Source organism: Streptomyces sp. NPDC047017 (genome assembly GCF_040644175.1).
Taxonomy (GTDB): domain Bacteria; phylum Actinomycetota; class Actinomycetes; order Streptomycetales; family Streptomycetaceae; genus Streptomyces.
In genome coordinates this window covers 56856-73617 of record NZ_JBEYVW010000012.1, presented here as the reverse complement: position 1 = coordinate 73617, position 16762 = coordinate 56856, and the positions used below count along the sequence as shown (strand labels likewise).

Genomic DNA, 16762 nt, shown 5'->3' with positions numbered 1-16762 from the left:
GCTTCGACCGACGTACCACCAGCAACCAGCAAGAGGATATGGAGACACGATGGAGCTGCTGCAGCTCGCCGGCATGGGCTGGATCTCCCGGTCCCTCAGCGTGGCCGCCCGGCTGGGCCTGGCCGACCACCTCGCCGACGGACCCAAGACCCCCGCCCAGCTCGCCGAACTGACCGACGCGGACCCGGACGGCGTGCTCTACCTGCTGCGCGTCCTGGGCATCGTCGGCGTCTTCCACGAGCGCGAGGACGGCACCTTCGAGCAGACCCCGACGTCCGAGCGGATGCGCGAGGACCACCCGCAGTCCATGCGCTACTGGTGCGTCCTGGGCGGCGAGATGTACTACGACGTCTGGCGCGACCTGCTCACCACCGTCAAGAGCGGCAAGCCCGCATCCCGCTCCGAGTACGGCGAGTCCATCTACGCCTACATGGACAAGGACAGCGACGCCGGCGAGGTCTACGACAAGGCCATGGCCGACATCACCCGCCCGGCCGCCGCCGAACTCGCCCGCGACTTCGACTTCTCCCGCATCTCCACCGTCGTCGACGTCGGCGGCGGCTCCGGCCACCTCCTCAAGGGCATCCTCGCCGCCCACCCCGACATCCACGGCACCGTCGCCGAGCGCGCCGACGTCGCCAAGCGCGGCACCCAGCTCCTGGAGGAGTCCGGCGACCAGGACCTCATCCGCCGCCTGTCCTTCGCCGAGGCCGACTTCTTCCAGGAGATCCCCAGCGGCGCCGACGCCTACTTCCTCAAGAACGTCCTGCACAACTGGAGCCCCGCCAGCAGCACCCGCATCCTGGAGACGGTCCAGCGGGCCATGACCCGCACCGTCGAGGAGTCCGAGGGCCTGGCCGCCGAGCCCGTCCTGTTCGTCATCGAGCCGCTGCTCGGCCACGACAACGCCTCCGCGATCCGCTCCCTGTTCCAGATGGTCGTCTGCGAGGAGGGCACCCGCATCCGCTCCGAGGAGGACATGCGCGAGCAGGCCGAGGGCGCCGGACTCCAGGTGCGGTCGATCCGCAATCTCTCCACCGAGCACAGCGTCGTCGAATGCGTGCTCGCCCCGCGCGACTGACCGCCCGCCCGGCCCCCCGGGCCCCCTGTCCACTGCCCGGCCCGCCATCCCCCAGAGAGGACCAACCCGCCATGTGGGACGACCAGTTCGAGGGCATCGTCCGCCCGCACCTCGGCTTCCTCCCCGAGGACGCCCCCTTCACCCAGGATCTCGATCTGCGTGACTCCGGCCTCGACTCGCTCGGCATCGTCGACCTCCTGATCGAGATCGAGAACGCCTACGACGTCAAGTTCACCGACGACGCGCTGTCCATGGAGACGTTCAGCACCCCGGGCGCGCTCTGGCGCACGCTGTCCGCCCTGCGGTCCGCCGCCGTGAGCTGACGGCACCCGCCACCCCCGCTGCTCCTCCCTTCTCCTCCCGCCCGCTCCTCTCCCACAGGTGGACGAACCGCATGTCGAATGAGTCGAACGAACAGAAGCTCCTCGACTACCTCAAGAGGGCCACGACCGAACTGCGCGACACCCGCAGGCGGTTGCGCGAGGAGGAGGAGAAGCAGTACGAACCGATCGCCGTCGTCGGCATGGCCTGCCGCTACCCGGGTGGAGTGACCTCCCCCGAGGACCTGTGGCGGCTGCTCGCCGCCGGCGGCGACGCCATCACCCCCTTCCCCGCCGACCGCGGCTGGGACGTCGCCGGCCTGTACGACCCGGACCCGGACGCCCCCGGCAAGACGTACTCCGTCGAGGGCGGCTTCCTGGAGCAGGCCGCCGACTTCGACGCGGACTTCTTCGGCATCAGCCCGCGTGAGGCCCTGGCCACCGACCCGCAGCAGCGCCTCCTCCTGGAAACGTCCTGGGAGGCGTTCGAGCGGGCCGGTATCGACCCGTCATCCCTGCGCGGCAGCGCCACCGGCGTCTTCGCCGGCGTCATGTACCACGACTACGGAGCCCACCTCCAGGACATCCCCCAGGACCTCTCCCCCTTCCTCGGCAACGGCAGCGCCGCGAGCGTCGTCTCGGGCCGGGTGTCGTACGCGTTGGGGCTTGAGGGTCCGGCGGTGACGGTGGACACGGCGTGCTCGTCGTCGCTGGTCGCCGTGCATCTGGCGGCGCAGGCGCTGCGGGGTGGTGAGTGCTCGCTGGCGCTGGCGGGTGGTGTGACGGTGATGTCGACGCCGGACACGTTCGTGGACTTCAGCCGGCAGCGGGGCCTGGCCGCTGACGGCCGCTGCAAGCCGTACGCGGACGCGGCGGACGGTACGGGCTGGGGTGAGGGCGTGGGTGTCCTCGTCCTGGAACGCCTCTCGGACGCGCGCCGCAACGGCCACCGCGTGCTCGCGGTCGTCCGCGGCTCGGCGGTCAACCAGGACGGCGCGAGCAGCCAGCTCACCGCCCCCAACGGCCCCTCCCAGCAACGCGTCATCAAGCAGGCCCTCGCCTCCGCCCGGCTCACCGCCCAGCAGGTCGACGTGGTCGAGGGCCACGGCACGGGAACCCGGCTGGGCGACCCGATCGAGGCGCAGGCGCTGCTGGCGACGTATGGGCAGGACCGTGGCGGTGAGGTGCCGTTGTGGCTGGGTTCGGTGAAGTCGAATCTGGGTCATACGCAGGCTGCGGCGGGTGTGGCCGGGATCATCAAGATGGTCCTGTCGTTGCGGAACGAGGAGTTGCCTCGGACGTTGCATGTGGATGCGCCGTCCTCGCATGTGGACTGGTCGGCGGGTGCGGTGCGGCTGCTGACGGAGGCGCGTGCGTGGGAGGCGGGGGAGCGGACCCGTCGTGCGGGGGTGTCCTCGTTCGGGATCAGTGGCACCAATGCTCACGTGATCATCGAGGAGGCGCCTGCCGAGGAGAGGGCAGAGGCCGTCGAGGCGGGGGCGCTTCCGGTGGTGCCGTGGGTGGTGTCCGGGAAGACGGAGGAGGCGGTACGGGGGCAGGCGGTACGGCTGCTGGAGCATGTCGGCGGGCACGGTGAGCTGGACCCGGCCGATGTCGGGTTCTCGCTGGTCACGCAGCGGTCTGCGTTCGCGTATCGGGTGGCGGCGGTCGGGGCGGACCGGGATGCGCTGATCGCCGGCCTGGAGGCCATCGCCCGCAAGGAGATCCCTGCGGCCGGGGGCGGGCAGGTGGCGTTCCTGTTCACGGGGCAGGGCAGCCAGCGGGCCGGGATGGGACGGGAACTGTACGAGGCGTTCCCCGTGTTCGCCGCCGCCCTGGATGACGTGTGCGCCGTCCTTGACCCGCATCTCGAACGGCCGTTGAAGGACGTCATGTTCGGCGGGGAGGGCCTGGACGAGACGGGCTTCACGCAGCCCGCGCTGTTCGCCCTGGAAGTGGCTCTGTTCCGGTTGTTGGAGGCGTGGGGTGTACGCGCCGATGTGCTGGCCGGGCACTCGATCGGTGAGCTGGCCGCCGCGCACGTGGCGGGACTGTGGTCGCTCGAAGATGCTGCGCTGATCGTGTCGGCGCGGGGGCGGCTGATGCAGCGGCTTCCGGCCGGGGGAGCGATGGCCGCCGTACAGGCCACCGAGGAGGAGGTGCTGACCGTGCTCCCGGAGGGGACGGGTATTGCGGCCGTCAACGGGCCGGTCTCCGTCGTCGTCTCCGGTCCCGAAGCGGGCGTGGAGGAGGTCGTACGGCACTTCTCCGACGCGGGTCGCAAGACGAAGAAGCTGGCCGTCAGCCACGCTTTCCACTCGCCGCTGATGGAGCCGATGCTCGCGGAGTTCGAGGAGATCGCGGTCGGGCTGACGTACCACGAGACCACGATCCCGATCGTGTCGACGCTGACGGGCGAGGCGGTCACGTACGCGGATCTCGCCCAGCCCTCCTACTGGGTCCGGCACGTCCGTCAGGCCGTCCGTTTCGCCGATGCTGTGGCGACGCTGGACGGGCGGGGTGTGCGGACCTTCCTGGAGTTGGGCCCGGATGCCGTGCTGACCGCGATGGCCGCCGACACGGGTACCGAGGCGGCGGTCGTGGCGGGGCTGCGGCGGGACCGTTCCGAGCCGCAGGCTCTCACCGAGGCGCTGACCCGGCTGCCCTCCGTGGACTGGGCCGCGTACTTCGGTCCCGGCCGGCAGCCGGTGGACCTGCCCACCTACGCCTTCCAGCACCAGCCGTACTGGCTCGACGCCTACGCGGGTGCGGCGCGCGGGGACGTGGCCGGTGCCGGGCAGACGGACGCCGAGCACGCGCTGCTGAGCGCGGCGGTGGAACTGCCGGACGGCGACGGGGTGTTGTTCACCGGCCTGCTGTCCCCGGCCGTCCAGCCGTGGCTGGCCGAGCACGCGGTGCACGGTGCCGTCGTGCTCCCGGGGGCCGCGCTGGTCGAGATCGCCGTGCGGGCGGGGGATCAGGTCGGCTGCGGGACCGTACGGGACCTGACCCTGCACGCCCCGCTCGTCCTGCCCGCCGACCGCGCGGTGGCCCTGCGGGTGCGGGTCGGTGAGGGCGACGAACCCGCGCTCACCGTGCACTCCCGCCCGGAGGGCGACGAGGAGTGGACCCTGCACGCCGAGGGCTCGCTGTCGGCCGATGCTGTGGAGCCCGCCGCCGGACCGGCCGAGTGGCCGCCGGCCGGGGCCGAGGCCGTCGATCTCGCGCGCCTGTACGACGAGTTGGCCTCCGTGGGCCTGGAGTACGGGCCGCTCTTCCAGGGCCTGACCGCCGCCTGGCGCGCCGCCGACGGTGCCGTCTACGCGGAGGTCGCGCTGCCCGAGGGCGCCGACACCGACGGTTTCGGCATCCACCCGGCCCTCCTCGACTCCGTCCTGCACGCCATCACCCTGGCGCAGGAGGCCGGTTCGCCGGCCCAGCTGCCGTTCTCCTGGTCGGACGTCACCCTGCACGCCACGGGCGCGTCCGCGCTGCGGGTGCGTATCGCGGCCGAGGGCTCGGGGTGCCGGCTCGATCTCGCCGACCCGGCGCGCACCCCGGTGGCCACCATCGGCGCGCTGGCCCTGCGACCTGTCGCGGCGACGGCGGAAGCGGCGGACACGAACACGGTCCGGGATCTGTACCGGGTCGACTGGACTCCGGTCGCCGGGCAGGCCAGTGAGCCTGTGACGGCGTACACCGTCCTCCAGGCCGGTACGGCCGCCGAACTGCTTCCGCAGCTTCAAGCCCACCTGGAGACGGACGGCACTCTCCTGGTCGTCACCCGCACCGCCGCCACCGACCCCGAACAGTCCGCCATCCGCGGCCTGGTCCGGGCCGCCCAGGCCGAACACCCCGACCGGATCACCCTCCTCGACACCGACGATGCCCAGGAGATCCCCGGCCACATCCCGGCCGGGGAACTCGAACTCGCCCACACCGCAGGGGCGTTCCTCACTCCTCGCCTGGTGCGGGAGACGGCCCGTATCGACGGCTCGTGGTCCACGTCCGGCACGGTGCTGGTGACCGGTGGCACCGGCGGGCTGGGCGCGCTCACCGCCCGGCACCTCGTGGCCGAGCACGGTGTCCGCAGCCTCCTGCTCGTGGGCCGACGCGGCACCGACGCGCCCGGGGCGGACGAACTCGCCGCCGAACTGCGCGCGTCGGGCGCCGAAGTGACTGTCGAGGCGTGCGATGTGTCCGACCGGGACGCGCTGGCGCGGCTGTTCGACGCCCATCCGGACGTCACGGCGGTCGTCCACACCGCCGGTGTCGTCGACGACGGCACGGTGGAGACGCTCACCCCGGAGCGCCTGGAGACCGTGTGGGCCGCCAAGGCGCGTGCGGCGCGGTATCTGCACGAGCTGACCGCCGGCCGCGACCTCGACGCGTTCGTCCTCTACTCGTCGAGCGCGGCCACCTTCGACGGCACCGGCCAGGCCAACTATGCCGCCGCGAACGCCTACCTGGACGCGCTCGCCGCCCAGCGGCAGGCGCACGGACTGCCGGGTGTCTCGCTGGCCTGGGGCCTGTGGGACCCGGCGGTCGGCGGCATGGGCGCCGGGCTCACGGCGGCCGACATCGACCGGATGGCCCGGGTCGGCGTCCTGCCTCTCGACGCCGAACGCGGCCTGGCCCTGCTGGACGCGGCCCTCACCGGCGCCGCCGCCCCGCACCCGCACCTGCTCCCGGTGGCCATGGACGCACGGGCACTGGAGCAGCGCGCCAAGCGCGGCGAACTGCCCCGTGTCCTGAACGGCCTCGTCCGGCCCGCGGCCGTGCGCCGCGCCGCCGCCTCCGGTGCCGCCGCCTCGGCCGGCGACCTGGCCGCCCGCCTCGAACGCCTCCCGGTCACCGAACGCATCCGCGTCCTGCTCGATCTGGTGCGCCGCCATGTCGCCTCCGTCCTCGGCTTCGGCGGGCCCGGCGAGGTCGCGCCCGAGAAGCCGTTCAAGGAGTTCGGCTTCGACTCCCTCACGGCCGTCGAGTTCCGCAACCGGCTCGGCGCGGAGGCCGGCATCCGGCTGCCCGCCACCCTCGTCTTCGACCACCCCACTCCCCAGTCGGTCGCCGGATTCCTCGCGACCGAACTCCTCGGCGGTGAGGCGGAGTCGGCGGCGGCCGTCCCAGCGGCTTCGGCGGCCTCGGGTACGGACGATCCGATCGTGATCGTCGGTATGGCCTGCCGCTACCCGGGCGGAGTGACCTCCCCCGAGGACCTGTGGCGGCTGCTGGCGGCCGGCGGCGACGCGGTGTCCGCGTTCCCGTCCGACCGCGGCCCGCTGTGGCAGGAGTCGTACGACCCCGACCCGGACGCCATCGGCAAGACCTACACACGGCACGGCGGATTCCTCACCGAGGCCGCCGCCTTCGACCCCGGCTTCTTCGGGATCAGCCCGCGCGAGGCGCTGGCCATGGACCCGCAGCACCGGCTGCTGCTCGAAACGTCGTGGGAGGCGTTCGAGCGGGCCGGTATCGACCCGGCCGCCGTGCGCGGCAGCGCCACCGGTGTCTTCACCGGCGTGATGTACCACGACTACGCCACCGTCCTGGAACGCTCCGCCCACCACGACACCGAGGGCTTCATGGGCGTCGGCGGCAGCATCGCCTCCGGCCGGGTGTCGTACGCGCTCGGGCTTGAGGGTCCGGCGGTGACGGTGGACACGGCGTGCTCGTCGTCGCTGGTCGCCGTGCACCTGGCGGCGCAGGCGCTGCGGGGTGGCGAATGCTCGCTGGCCCTGGCCGGCGGTGTGACGGTGATGGCCACCCCGGACACCTTCGTGGACTTCAGCCGGCAGCGGGGCCTGGCCGCTGACGGCCGCTGCAAGCCCTTCGCGGACGCGGCGGACGGTACGGGCTGGGGTGAGGGCGTGGGTGTCCTCGTTCTGGAACGCCTCTCGGACGCGCGCCGCAACGGCCACCGCGTGCTCGCGGTCGTCCGCGGCTCGGCCGTCAACCAGGACGGCGCCAGCAACGGCCTGACCGCCCCCAACGGCCCCGCCCAGCAGCGCGTCATCAAGCAGGCCCTCACGGCAGCCGGGCTCTCACCCGCCGAGGTGGACGCCGTCGAGGCACACGGCACGGGTACGAAGCTGGGTGACCCGATCGAGGCGCAGGCGCTGCTCGCGACCTATGGGCAGGAGCGCCCGGAGCCGTTGTGGCTGGGTTCGGTGAAGTCGAATCTGGGTCATACGCAGGCTGCGGCGGGTGTGGCCGGGATCATCAAGATGGTCCTGTCGTTGCGGAATGAGCAGTTGCCTCGGACGTTGCATGTGGATGTGCCGTCTTCGCATGTGGACTGGTCGGCGGGTGCGGTGCGGCTGCTGACGGAGGCGCGTGCGTGGGAGGCGGGGGAGCGGACCCGTCGTGCGGGGGTGTCCTCGTTCGGGATCAGTGGGACGAACGCTCACGTGATCATCGAGGAGGCGCCTGCCGAGGAGACGGCAGAGGACGTCGAGGCGGGGGCGCTTCCGGTGGTGCCGTGGGTGATCTCCGGCCGCACCGCCGACGTCGTCCGCGACCAGGCCGCCCGCCTGCTCACGCTGGTGAGCGAAGAGGCCGCCGGGGCGGAGACGGCCGACATCGCCTACTCCCTGGCCACCCAGCGGTCGTCGTTCACCTACCGGGCGGCGACGGTCGGGACCGACCGCGACACCCTCCTCGCCGGCCTGGGGGCCATCGCCGAGGGCAAGGTGACGCCTTCGGCGGCCGGCGGTTCGCTGGCGTTCCTGTTCACGGGGCAGGGCAGCCAGCGGGCGGGGATGGGACGGGAGCTGTACGAGGCGTTCCCGGTGTTCGCCGCCGCCCTGGATGACGTGTGCGCGGCGCTTGATCCGCATCTCGAACGGCCTTTGCAGGAGGTCATGTTCGGCGGGGAGGGTGAGGGGCTGGACGAGACGGGCTACACGCAGCCCGCCCTGTTCGCTCTTGAGGTTGCTCTGTTCCGGTTGTTGGAGGCGTGGGGTGTATGCGCCGATGTGCTGGCCGGGCACTCGATCGGTGAGCTGGCCGCCGCGCACGTGGCCGGACTGTGGTCCCTCGAAGACGCGGCGCTGATTGTGTCGGCGCGGGGGCGGCTGATGCAGCGGCTTCCGGCCGGGGGCGCGATGGCCGCCGTACAGGCCACCGAAGAGGAAGTCCTCCCGGTGCTGCCGGAGGGGACGGGTATTGCGGCCGTCAACGGGCCGGTCTCCGTCGTCGTCTCCGGTCCTGAAGCGGGTGTGGAGGAGGTCGTACGGCACTTCGCGGACGCGGGCCGTAAGACGAAGAAGCTGGCCGTCAGCCACGCTTTCCACTCGCCGCTGATGGAGCCGATGCTCGCGGAGTTCGAGGAGATCGCGGCCGGGCTGACGTACCACGAGACCACGATTCCGATCGTGTCGACGCTGACGGGTGAGGCAGTGGCCTACGAGGAGCTGGCGCAGCCCTCGTACTGGACCCGCCACGTCCGCCAGGCCGTCCGCTTCGCCGACGCCCTCGCCACCCTCGACGCGCAGGGCATCGGCACCTTCCTGGAGCTGGGGCCGGACGCCGTGCTGACCGCGATGGCCGCCGACACGGGTACCGAGGCGGCGGTCGTGGCGGGGCTGCGGCGGGACCGTTCCGAGCCGCAGGCTCTCACCGAGGCGCTGACCCGGCTGCCCTCCGTGGACTGGGCCGCGTACTTCGGTCCCGGCCGGCGCTCCGTCGACCTGCCCACCTACCCCTTCCAGCACGAGACCTACTGGCCCGTGCCCTCGCCGCACGGTGCGGGTGACGTCCAGGGCGCCGGAGTCACCACGGCGGACCACCGGCTGCTGGCCGCCACGGTCGAACTCCCCGACTCCGAGGGAGTGTTGTTCACCGGTCGGTTGTCGTTGGCCACGCATCCGTGGCTGGCGGAGCACGCGGTGAGCGGGACGGTCATCGTGCCGGGTGCCGCGCTGGTGGAGATCGCGGTGCGGGCCGGTGACGAGGTGGGGCGGGGTACGGTCCGTGACCTGACGCTGCACGCTCCGCTGGTGGTGCCGGAGAGCGGCGCGGTCGCCCTGCGGGTGCGGGTGGGGGAGGGCGACGAGCCCGCCGTCACCGTGCACTCCCGACCGGAGGGTGAGGGGGAGTGGACCCTGCACGCCGAAGGCACCCTTGTGGCGGAGGCGGCGGACCCCGCCGACCTGACCACGTGGCCCCCGGCCGGCGCCGAAGAGGTCGACACCACCACCCTCTACGCCGACCTCGCCGCCCTCGGCCTGGAGTACGGCCCCCTCTTCCGGGGCGTCACCGCCGCCTGGCGTGACTCCGGCAGCGACACGGTTTACGCCGATGTCCTCCTGCCCGAGGACACCGCCACCGACGGCTTCGGCATCCACCCCGCCCTCCTCGACGCCTCCCTGCACGCCATCGGGCTGCTGCCCGGGGACGACGGAACACAGGCTGAGCTGCCCTTCGCCTGGTCGGACGTCACCCTGCACGCTTCCGGGGCCTCGGCCCTGCGCGTGCGCGTCACCAAGGAAGGAGCCGGTCAGCGGCTGGACCTGGCCGATCCGGCCGGTACTCCGGTCGCCACGGTGGGCGGGTTGGTGCTGCGTCCGCTGGCGGCGGAGACCAGCACCGTACGCGACCTGTACCGGATCGACTGGACCCCGGTCACCGCGACGGCGAGCGAGCCTGTGACGGCGTACACCGTCCTCCAGGCCGCCACCGCCACCGAACTGCTCCCACAGCTCCAAGCCCACCTGAACGGCGAGCAGCCGCTGCTGGTCGTCACCCGCACCGCCGCCACCGACCCCGCACAGTCCGCCATCCGCGGCCTGGTCCGAGCCGCCCAGGCCGAACACCCCGACCGGATCACCCTCCTCGACACCGAAGGCACGGAAAACACCGAGGAGATCCCCGACCTCATCCCGGCCGACGAACCCGAACTCACCCACAGCGCAGGCACCTTCACCGCCCCCCGCCTGGTCCGCGAGACGGCTCCCGGCCAGGCCGCCACCGCCACCCCCTGGCCCACCACCGGCACCACCCTCATCACCGGCGGCACCGGCGGTCTCGGCGCCCTCACCGCACGCCACCTCGTGCACCAGCACGGCGTCCAAAGCCTCCTGCTCACCAGCCGCCGCGGCACCCACGCCCCCGGCGCCACCCAACTCGCCACCGAACTCACCCAGTCCGGCGCCCGGGTCGAGATCACCGCCTGCGACGTCACCGACCGCGACGCCCTCGCCCGACTCCTCGACACCCACCCCGACATCACCGCCATCGTCCACACCGCCGGAGTCCTGGACGACACCACCATCGAACACCTCACCACCGACAGCCTCACCACAGTCCACGCACCCAAGGCCGACGCCGCCCGCCACCTCCACGAACTCACCACCGAACGCGGCATCACCCTCGAAGCCTTCGTCGTGTACTCCTCGGCGGCCGGCAGCTTCGACGGCATCGGCCAGGCCAACTACGCCGCCGCCAACGCCTACCTGGACGCCCTCGTCGCCCACCGGCGGACCCAGGGGCTCCCGGGTGTCTCCCTCGCCTGGGGCCTGTGGGCGCCGGAGGTCGGCGGCATGGGCGCCGGGCTCACCGCCACCGACATCGAGCGGATGGCACGCGCGGGCGTCGAGGCCATCGGCGCCGAGGAAGGCACGGCACTCTTCGACGCGGCGCTGGCGGCCGCGGCGGAGGACGCCGGGGGCTGCGGGCACGTCCTGCCCATCAAGTTCAACCTCACCGCGTGGGAGGCGGACGACACCGCCCCGGCGCTCCTGCGTGACCTCGTACGGCCCCGCATCCGCCGTGCCGCACGAGCCTCGCTCGCCCCGAACACCGGCCGGCCGGGCGCGAACTCCCTCCAGGACCGCCTCGCGGCCCTGCCCGGCCCGGGAGCCCGCCGTGACCTGCTGCTCGACCTGACCCGCAAGTACGTGGCCGCGGTGCTCGGCTTCGGCGGGGCGCACGCGGTCGCCACCGACGCCGCCTTCACCGAACTGGGCTTCGACTCGCTCACGGCCGTCGAGTTCCGCAACGCGCTCGCCGCCGAGACCGGCGTACGGCTGCCCGCCACGCTCGTCTTCGACCACCCGAGCCCCGCCGCCGTCGCCGCGTACCTGCTGGCCGAACTGGTCGGCCCCGACACCGACACGGACACCGCGCCGGGCGCGGCCGTCGCCGTGGCCGCCGCCGCGGACGAGCCGATCGCGATCGTCGGCATGGCCTGCCGCTACCCCGGCGGTGTCGACTCCCCCGAGCAGCTGTGGCGGCTGCTCGCCGCCGGCGGCGACGCGATCACCCCGCTGCCCACGGACCGCGGCTGGGACGTCGCGGGCCTGTACGACCCGGACCCGGAGGCCATCGGCAAGACGTACGCCCGCCATGGCGGCTTCCTCACCCAGGCCGCCGAGTTCGACCCCGCGTTCTTCGGGATCAGCCCGCGCGAAGCCCTGGCGACCGACCCGCAGCACCGGCTGCTCCTGGAGACGTCGTGGGAGGCGTTCGAGCGGGCGGGCATCGACCCGGCCACCGTGCGCGGCACCGCCACCGGTGTCTTCGCCGGTGTCATGTACAACGACTACGGCATCCGCCTCAACGGCTACCCGGCCGACCTGGAGGGCTACCTCGGCACCGGCAGCTCCGGCAGCGTCGCCTCGGGCCGCGTCGCCTACGTCCTCGGTCTGGAGGGCCCGGCGGTCACCGTCGACACGGCGTGCTCGTCCTCCCTGGTCACGGTCCACATGGCGGCGCAGGCGCTGCGCAGCGGCGAGTGCTCGCTCGCACTGGCCGGCGGGGTCACCGTGATGGCGACGCCCGAGACCTTCGTCGGCTTCAGCCGTCAGCGCGGGCTCGCTCCCGATGGCCGCTGCAAGCCGTTCGCGGAGGCCGCGGACGGCACCGGCTGGGGCGAGGGTGCGGGCATGCTCGTTCTGGAGAAGCTGTCCGACGCCCGCCGCAACGGCCACCGCGTTCTCGCGGTCGTGCGCGGCTCCGCGATCAACCAGGACGGCGCCAGCAACGGCCTCACGGCCCCCAACGGCCCCTCCCAGCAGCGGGTCATCAAGCAGGCTCTGGCCTCCGCCCGGCTGACCCCGCAGCAGGTGGACGCGGTCGAGGCGCACGGCACGGGTACGAAGCTGGGTGACCCGATCGAGGCGCAGGCCCTGCTCGCCACCTACGGCCAGGACCGCAAGGACCCTCTGTGGCTCGGCTCGGTGAAGTCCAACCTCGGGCACACCCAGGCCGCCGCGGGCGTCGCCGGGATCATCAAGATGGTCCTCTCCCTGCACCACGAGGAACTCCCGCGCACCCTGCACGTCGACACCCCGTCCTCGCACGTGGACTGGGAGGCGGGCGCGGTGCGGCTGCTGACCGAGGCCCGGCCGTGGCGGGCGGGGGAGCGGACCCGGCGCGCCGGTGTCTCCTCCTTCGGCATCAGCGGCACCAACGCCCACGTCATCATCGAGGAGGCACCCGCCGAGAGCGCGGCCGAGCCGGTTCCGGCCGCCCGCCGGCTGCCGGTCCTGCCCTGGATCGTCTCCGGCAAGACCGCCGACGCCACCCGCGCCCAGGCCGCCCGCCTCCTCGACTTCGCCACCGCCCACCCCGAACTGGACTCCACCAACATCGCCCACGCCCTCACCGCCCACCGCGCCTCCTTCCCGTACCGGGCGGCGGCCGTGGCGGCGGACCGGACCGGCCTGCTCGCCGGCCTCGAAGCCATCGCCCACAAGGAGATCCCCGTGGCCGGGGGCGGGCGGACGGCGTTCCTGTTCACGGGGCAGGGGAGCCAGCGGGCGGGGATGGGACGGGAGTTGTACGAGGCGTTCCCGGTGTTCGCGGCGGCGCTGGACGAGGTCTGTGCTGCCCTTGACCCGCATCTCGAACGGCCTCTGAAGGAGGTCATGTTCGGCGGGGAGGGCCTGGACGAGACGGGTTACACGCAGCCCGCGCTGTTCGCTCTCGAAGTCGCCCTCTTCCGGCTGTTGGAGGCTTGGGGTGTACGGCCGGATGTGCTGGCCGGGCATTCGATCGGTGAGCTGGCCGCCGCGCACGTGGCCGGACTGTGGTCGCTGGAGGACGCGGCCCTGATTGTCTCGGCGCGGGGGCGGCTGATGCAGCGGCTTCCGGCCGGGGGAGCGATGGCCGCCGTACAGGCGACCGAGGAGGAGGTGCTGTCCGTCTTGCCGGAGGGGACGGGGGTCGCCGCGATCAACGGGCCTACGTCTGTTGTCGTCTCCGGTCCGGAAGCAGGCGTGGACGAAGTCGTACGCCACTTCTCCGACGCCGGGCACAAGACCAAGAAGTTGACCGTCAGCCACGCTTTCCACTCGCCGCTGATGGAGCCGATGCTCGCGGAGTTCGAGCAGGTCGCGGCGGGACTGACATACAGCGAGACCACGATTCCGATCGTGTCGACACTGACGGGCGAGGCGGTCACGTACGAGGAGCTGGCGCAGCCCTCGTACTGGACCCGCCATGTCCGCCAGGCCGTCCGTTTCGCCGACGCCCTCGCCACCCTCGACGCGCAGGGCATCGGCACCTTCCTCGAACTCGGCCCGGACGCCGTGCTCACCGCCATGGCCGACGACCCGCGTGCCCTGCCCACCCTCCGCCGCGACCGCACCGAACCCCAAGCCCTCTTGGAAGCCCTCACCCGGCTCCCCTCCGTGGACTGGGCGACGTACTTTGCCGAGACCGGCAGGCTGGCTGTCGAGCTGCCCACCTACGCCTTCCAGCACGGCACGTTCTGGCTCGCGGACTCGGGTACCGGGACGGCGACCGGGTTCGGCCAGTCGGACGCGGAGCACCCGTTGCTGAGCGCGGCGGTGGAACTGCCGGACGGTGACGGGGTGTTGTTCACCGGGCGGTTGTCGCTGGCCACTCACGCGTGGCTGGCGGAGCACGCGGTGCACGGCACGGTCGTCGTGCCCGGTGCCGCCCTCGTCGAGATCGCGGTCCGCGCCGGAGACCAGATCGGCTGCGGGACCGTACGGGACCTGACCTTGCACGCCCCGCTCGTCATCCCGGAGGACGGCGCTGTCGCCCTGCGCGTGCGAGTCGGTCAGGGCGACGAACCCGCCCTCACCGTGCACTCCCGCCCCGAAGGCGACGAGGAGTGGACCCTGCACGCCGAGGGCTCGCTGTCGGCCGACACCGTCGAGACCGCCGACCTGACCGCCCCCTGGCCACCGGCCGGCGCCGAAACCATCGACACCACCACCCTCTACACCGACCTTGCCGCCCTCGGCCTGGAGTACGGCCCCCTCTTCCAGGGCGTCACCGCCGCCTGGCGCGACTCCGGCGGCGACACGGTCTACGCCGAAGTGGCCCTGCCCGAGGGCACCGCCACGGAGGGCTTCGGTATCCACCCCGCTCTCCTCGATGCCTCCCTGCACGCCATCAGCCTGCTGGACGGCGACGACGACACCGCCCAGTTGCCCTTCTCCTGGAGTGACTTCGCCCTGCACGCATCGGGGGCCTCCGCGCTGCGGCTGCGGATCGGACGTACGGGATCGGGCTTCCGGCTCGACGCCGCCGACCTCGCCGGTGCTCCGGTCGCCACGGTCACCGACCTGGCGTTGCGTCCGCTGGCGGTGGAGACGAGCAGTGTCCGGGATCTGTACGGGGTCGACTGGACCCCGGTCACCGCGACGGCGAGCGAGCCTACAGCGGCGTACACCGTCCTCCAGGCCGCTACCGCCACCGAACTGCTCCCACAGCTCCAAGCCCACCTGAACGGCGAGCAGCCGCTGCTGGTCGTCACCCGCACCGCCGCCACCGACCCCGCACAGTCCGCCATCCGCGGCCTGGTCCGGGCCGCCCAGGCCGAACACCCCGACCGGATCACCCTCCTCGACACCGAAGACGCCGAAGGCGCCCAGGAGATCCCCGACCTCATCCCGGCCGACGAACCCGAACTCACCCACAGCGCAGGCACCTTCACCGCCCCCCGCCTGGTCCGCGAGACGGCTCCCGCACAGGCCGCCACAGCCACCCCCTGGCCCACCACCGGTACCACCCTCATCACCGGCGGCACCGGCGGTCTCGGCGCCCTCACCGCACGCCACCTCGTCACCACCCACGGCGTCCAAAGCCTCCTGCTCACCAGCCGCCGCGGCACCCACGCCCCCGGCGCCACCCAACTCGCCACCGAACTCACCCAGTCCGGCGCCCGAGTCGAGATCGCCGCCTGCGACGTCACCGACCGCGACGCCCTCGCCCGCCTCCTCGATGCTCACCCCGACATCACCGCGATCGTGCACACGGCGGGCGTGGTGCGGGACGGAACGATCGGCGCGCTCACGCCGGATGCGCTGGACGCGCTGCGGGCGCCGAAGGCGGACGCGGCCCGGGCGCTGCACGAGCTGACGGCCGGGCGCGGTGTCGAGGCGTTCGTGCTGTACTCGTCGGCCGCCGGGGTGCTCGGCGGCCCGGGGCAGGGGGCGTACGCCGCGGCCAACGCAGCCCTGGACGCCCTGGCGGCCGAGCGGCACGCGCAGGGGCTGCCGGGTGTCTCGCTGGCCTGGGGGCTGTGGGCGCCGGAGGCCGGCGGCATGGGCGCCGGGATCGGCGCGGCGGACATCGAGCGGATGGCACGCTCGGGAGTGCGGCCGCTGAGCGTGGCGGACGGGCTGGCGCTGCTGGACGCGGCGGTCGGCTCGCCGCGGGCCCTGCTGGTCCCGGCGGGTCTCGATCTGCCGGCGCCGGCCCGGTCCGCGGGCGAGCGGGTGCCGCCGCTGTTCGCCCAGCTGGTGCGGCCGGTGACCGTGCGCCGGTCCGCCGCCGGTACGGGCGCCGCGGCCGGACAGGATCTCGCGCGGCGGCTCGCCGGGCTCGCCGGGCCCGACCGGCAGCGGCTGGTCCTCGGTCTGGTCAACCGGCACGTCGCCGCCGTCCTCGGTGCGGTCGGCGGCAACGGGGCCCCGGAGATCACCCCGGACAAGCCCTTCAAGGAACTCGGTTTCGACTCGCTCACCGCGGTCGAGCTGCGCAACGGCCTGGGTGCCGAAGCGGGGGTGCGCCTGCCGGCGACGCTCGTCTTCGACTACCCCACCCCGGCCGAACTCGCCGGATTCCTGCTCCGGCAACTCGTTCCCGAGACGGCCGACGGGGCCGGCGAGGGAGCGTACGAGGAGACCGTGCGCGAGGCCCTGCGGGCGATCCCGCTGGCCCGGCTCAGGGACGCGGGTCTGCTGGACTCCCTGCTCGAACTCGCGGGTCACCGGCCCGCGGGGACGGGGGCGCCCCTGTCGGCCGACGACCCGGCGGGTGACACCGGCGGGACCGTGGACGACATCGACGACATGGATGCCGAGAGCCTCATCTCGATGGCGCTCGAAGGATCGGACTTCTGATGACGCGGCTGACGACGCGTGACGCGGATTGGGTGAGG

The 16762-nt window shown here is 73.0% G+C and carries 3 protein-coding genes; all 3 read left to right on the top strand.

What is annotated here, in order from left to right; all coding sequences use genetic code 11:
- Window positions 1–49 precede the first annotated feature (49 nt).
- The 3 genes from ABZ858_RS20745 to ABZ858_RS20735 all read left to right on the top strand — a co-directional run bounded on the left by ABZ858_RS20745 (window position 50) and on the right by ABZ858_RS20735 (window position 16724).
- Window positions 50–1081, top strand: a complete 1032-nt coding sequence (locus tag ABZ858_RS20745; RefSeq protein ID WP_361380318.1) for a methyltransferase — start codon at window positions 50–52, stop codon at window positions 1079–1081.
- Between the two features lie 71 nt (window positions 1082–1152).
- Window positions 1153–1404: a phosphopantetheine-binding protein gene (locus ABZ858_RS20740; RefSeq protein ID WP_361380315.1), complete on the top strand. Its 252-nt coding sequence runs from the start codon at window positions 1153–1155 to the stop codon at window positions 1402–1404.
- 71 nt (window positions 1405–1475) lie between these two features.
- Window positions 1476–16724: a type I polyketide synthase gene (locus ABZ858_RS20735; protein ID WP_361380312.1), complete on the top strand. Its 15249-nt coding sequence runs from the start codon at window positions 1476–1478 to the stop codon at window positions 16722–16724.
- The last annotated feature ends 38 nt before the right edge of the window (window positions 16725–16762 follow it).

What these genes read in the sequence shown, in the direction of transcription:
- ABZ858_RS20745 (WP_361380318.1), top strand. Translation starts at nt 50, where the DNA reads ATGGAGCTGCTGCAGCTCGCCGGCATGGGCTGGATCTCCCGGTCCCTC.
- ABZ858_RS20740 (WP_361380315.1), top strand. Translation starts at nt 1,153, where the DNA reads ATGTGGGACGACCAGTTCGAGGGCATCGTCCGCCCGCACCTCGGCTTC.
- ABZ858_RS20735 (WP_361380312.1), top strand. Translation starts at nt 1,476, where the DNA reads ATGTCGAATGAGTCGAACGAACAGAAGCTCCTCGACTACCTCAAGAGG.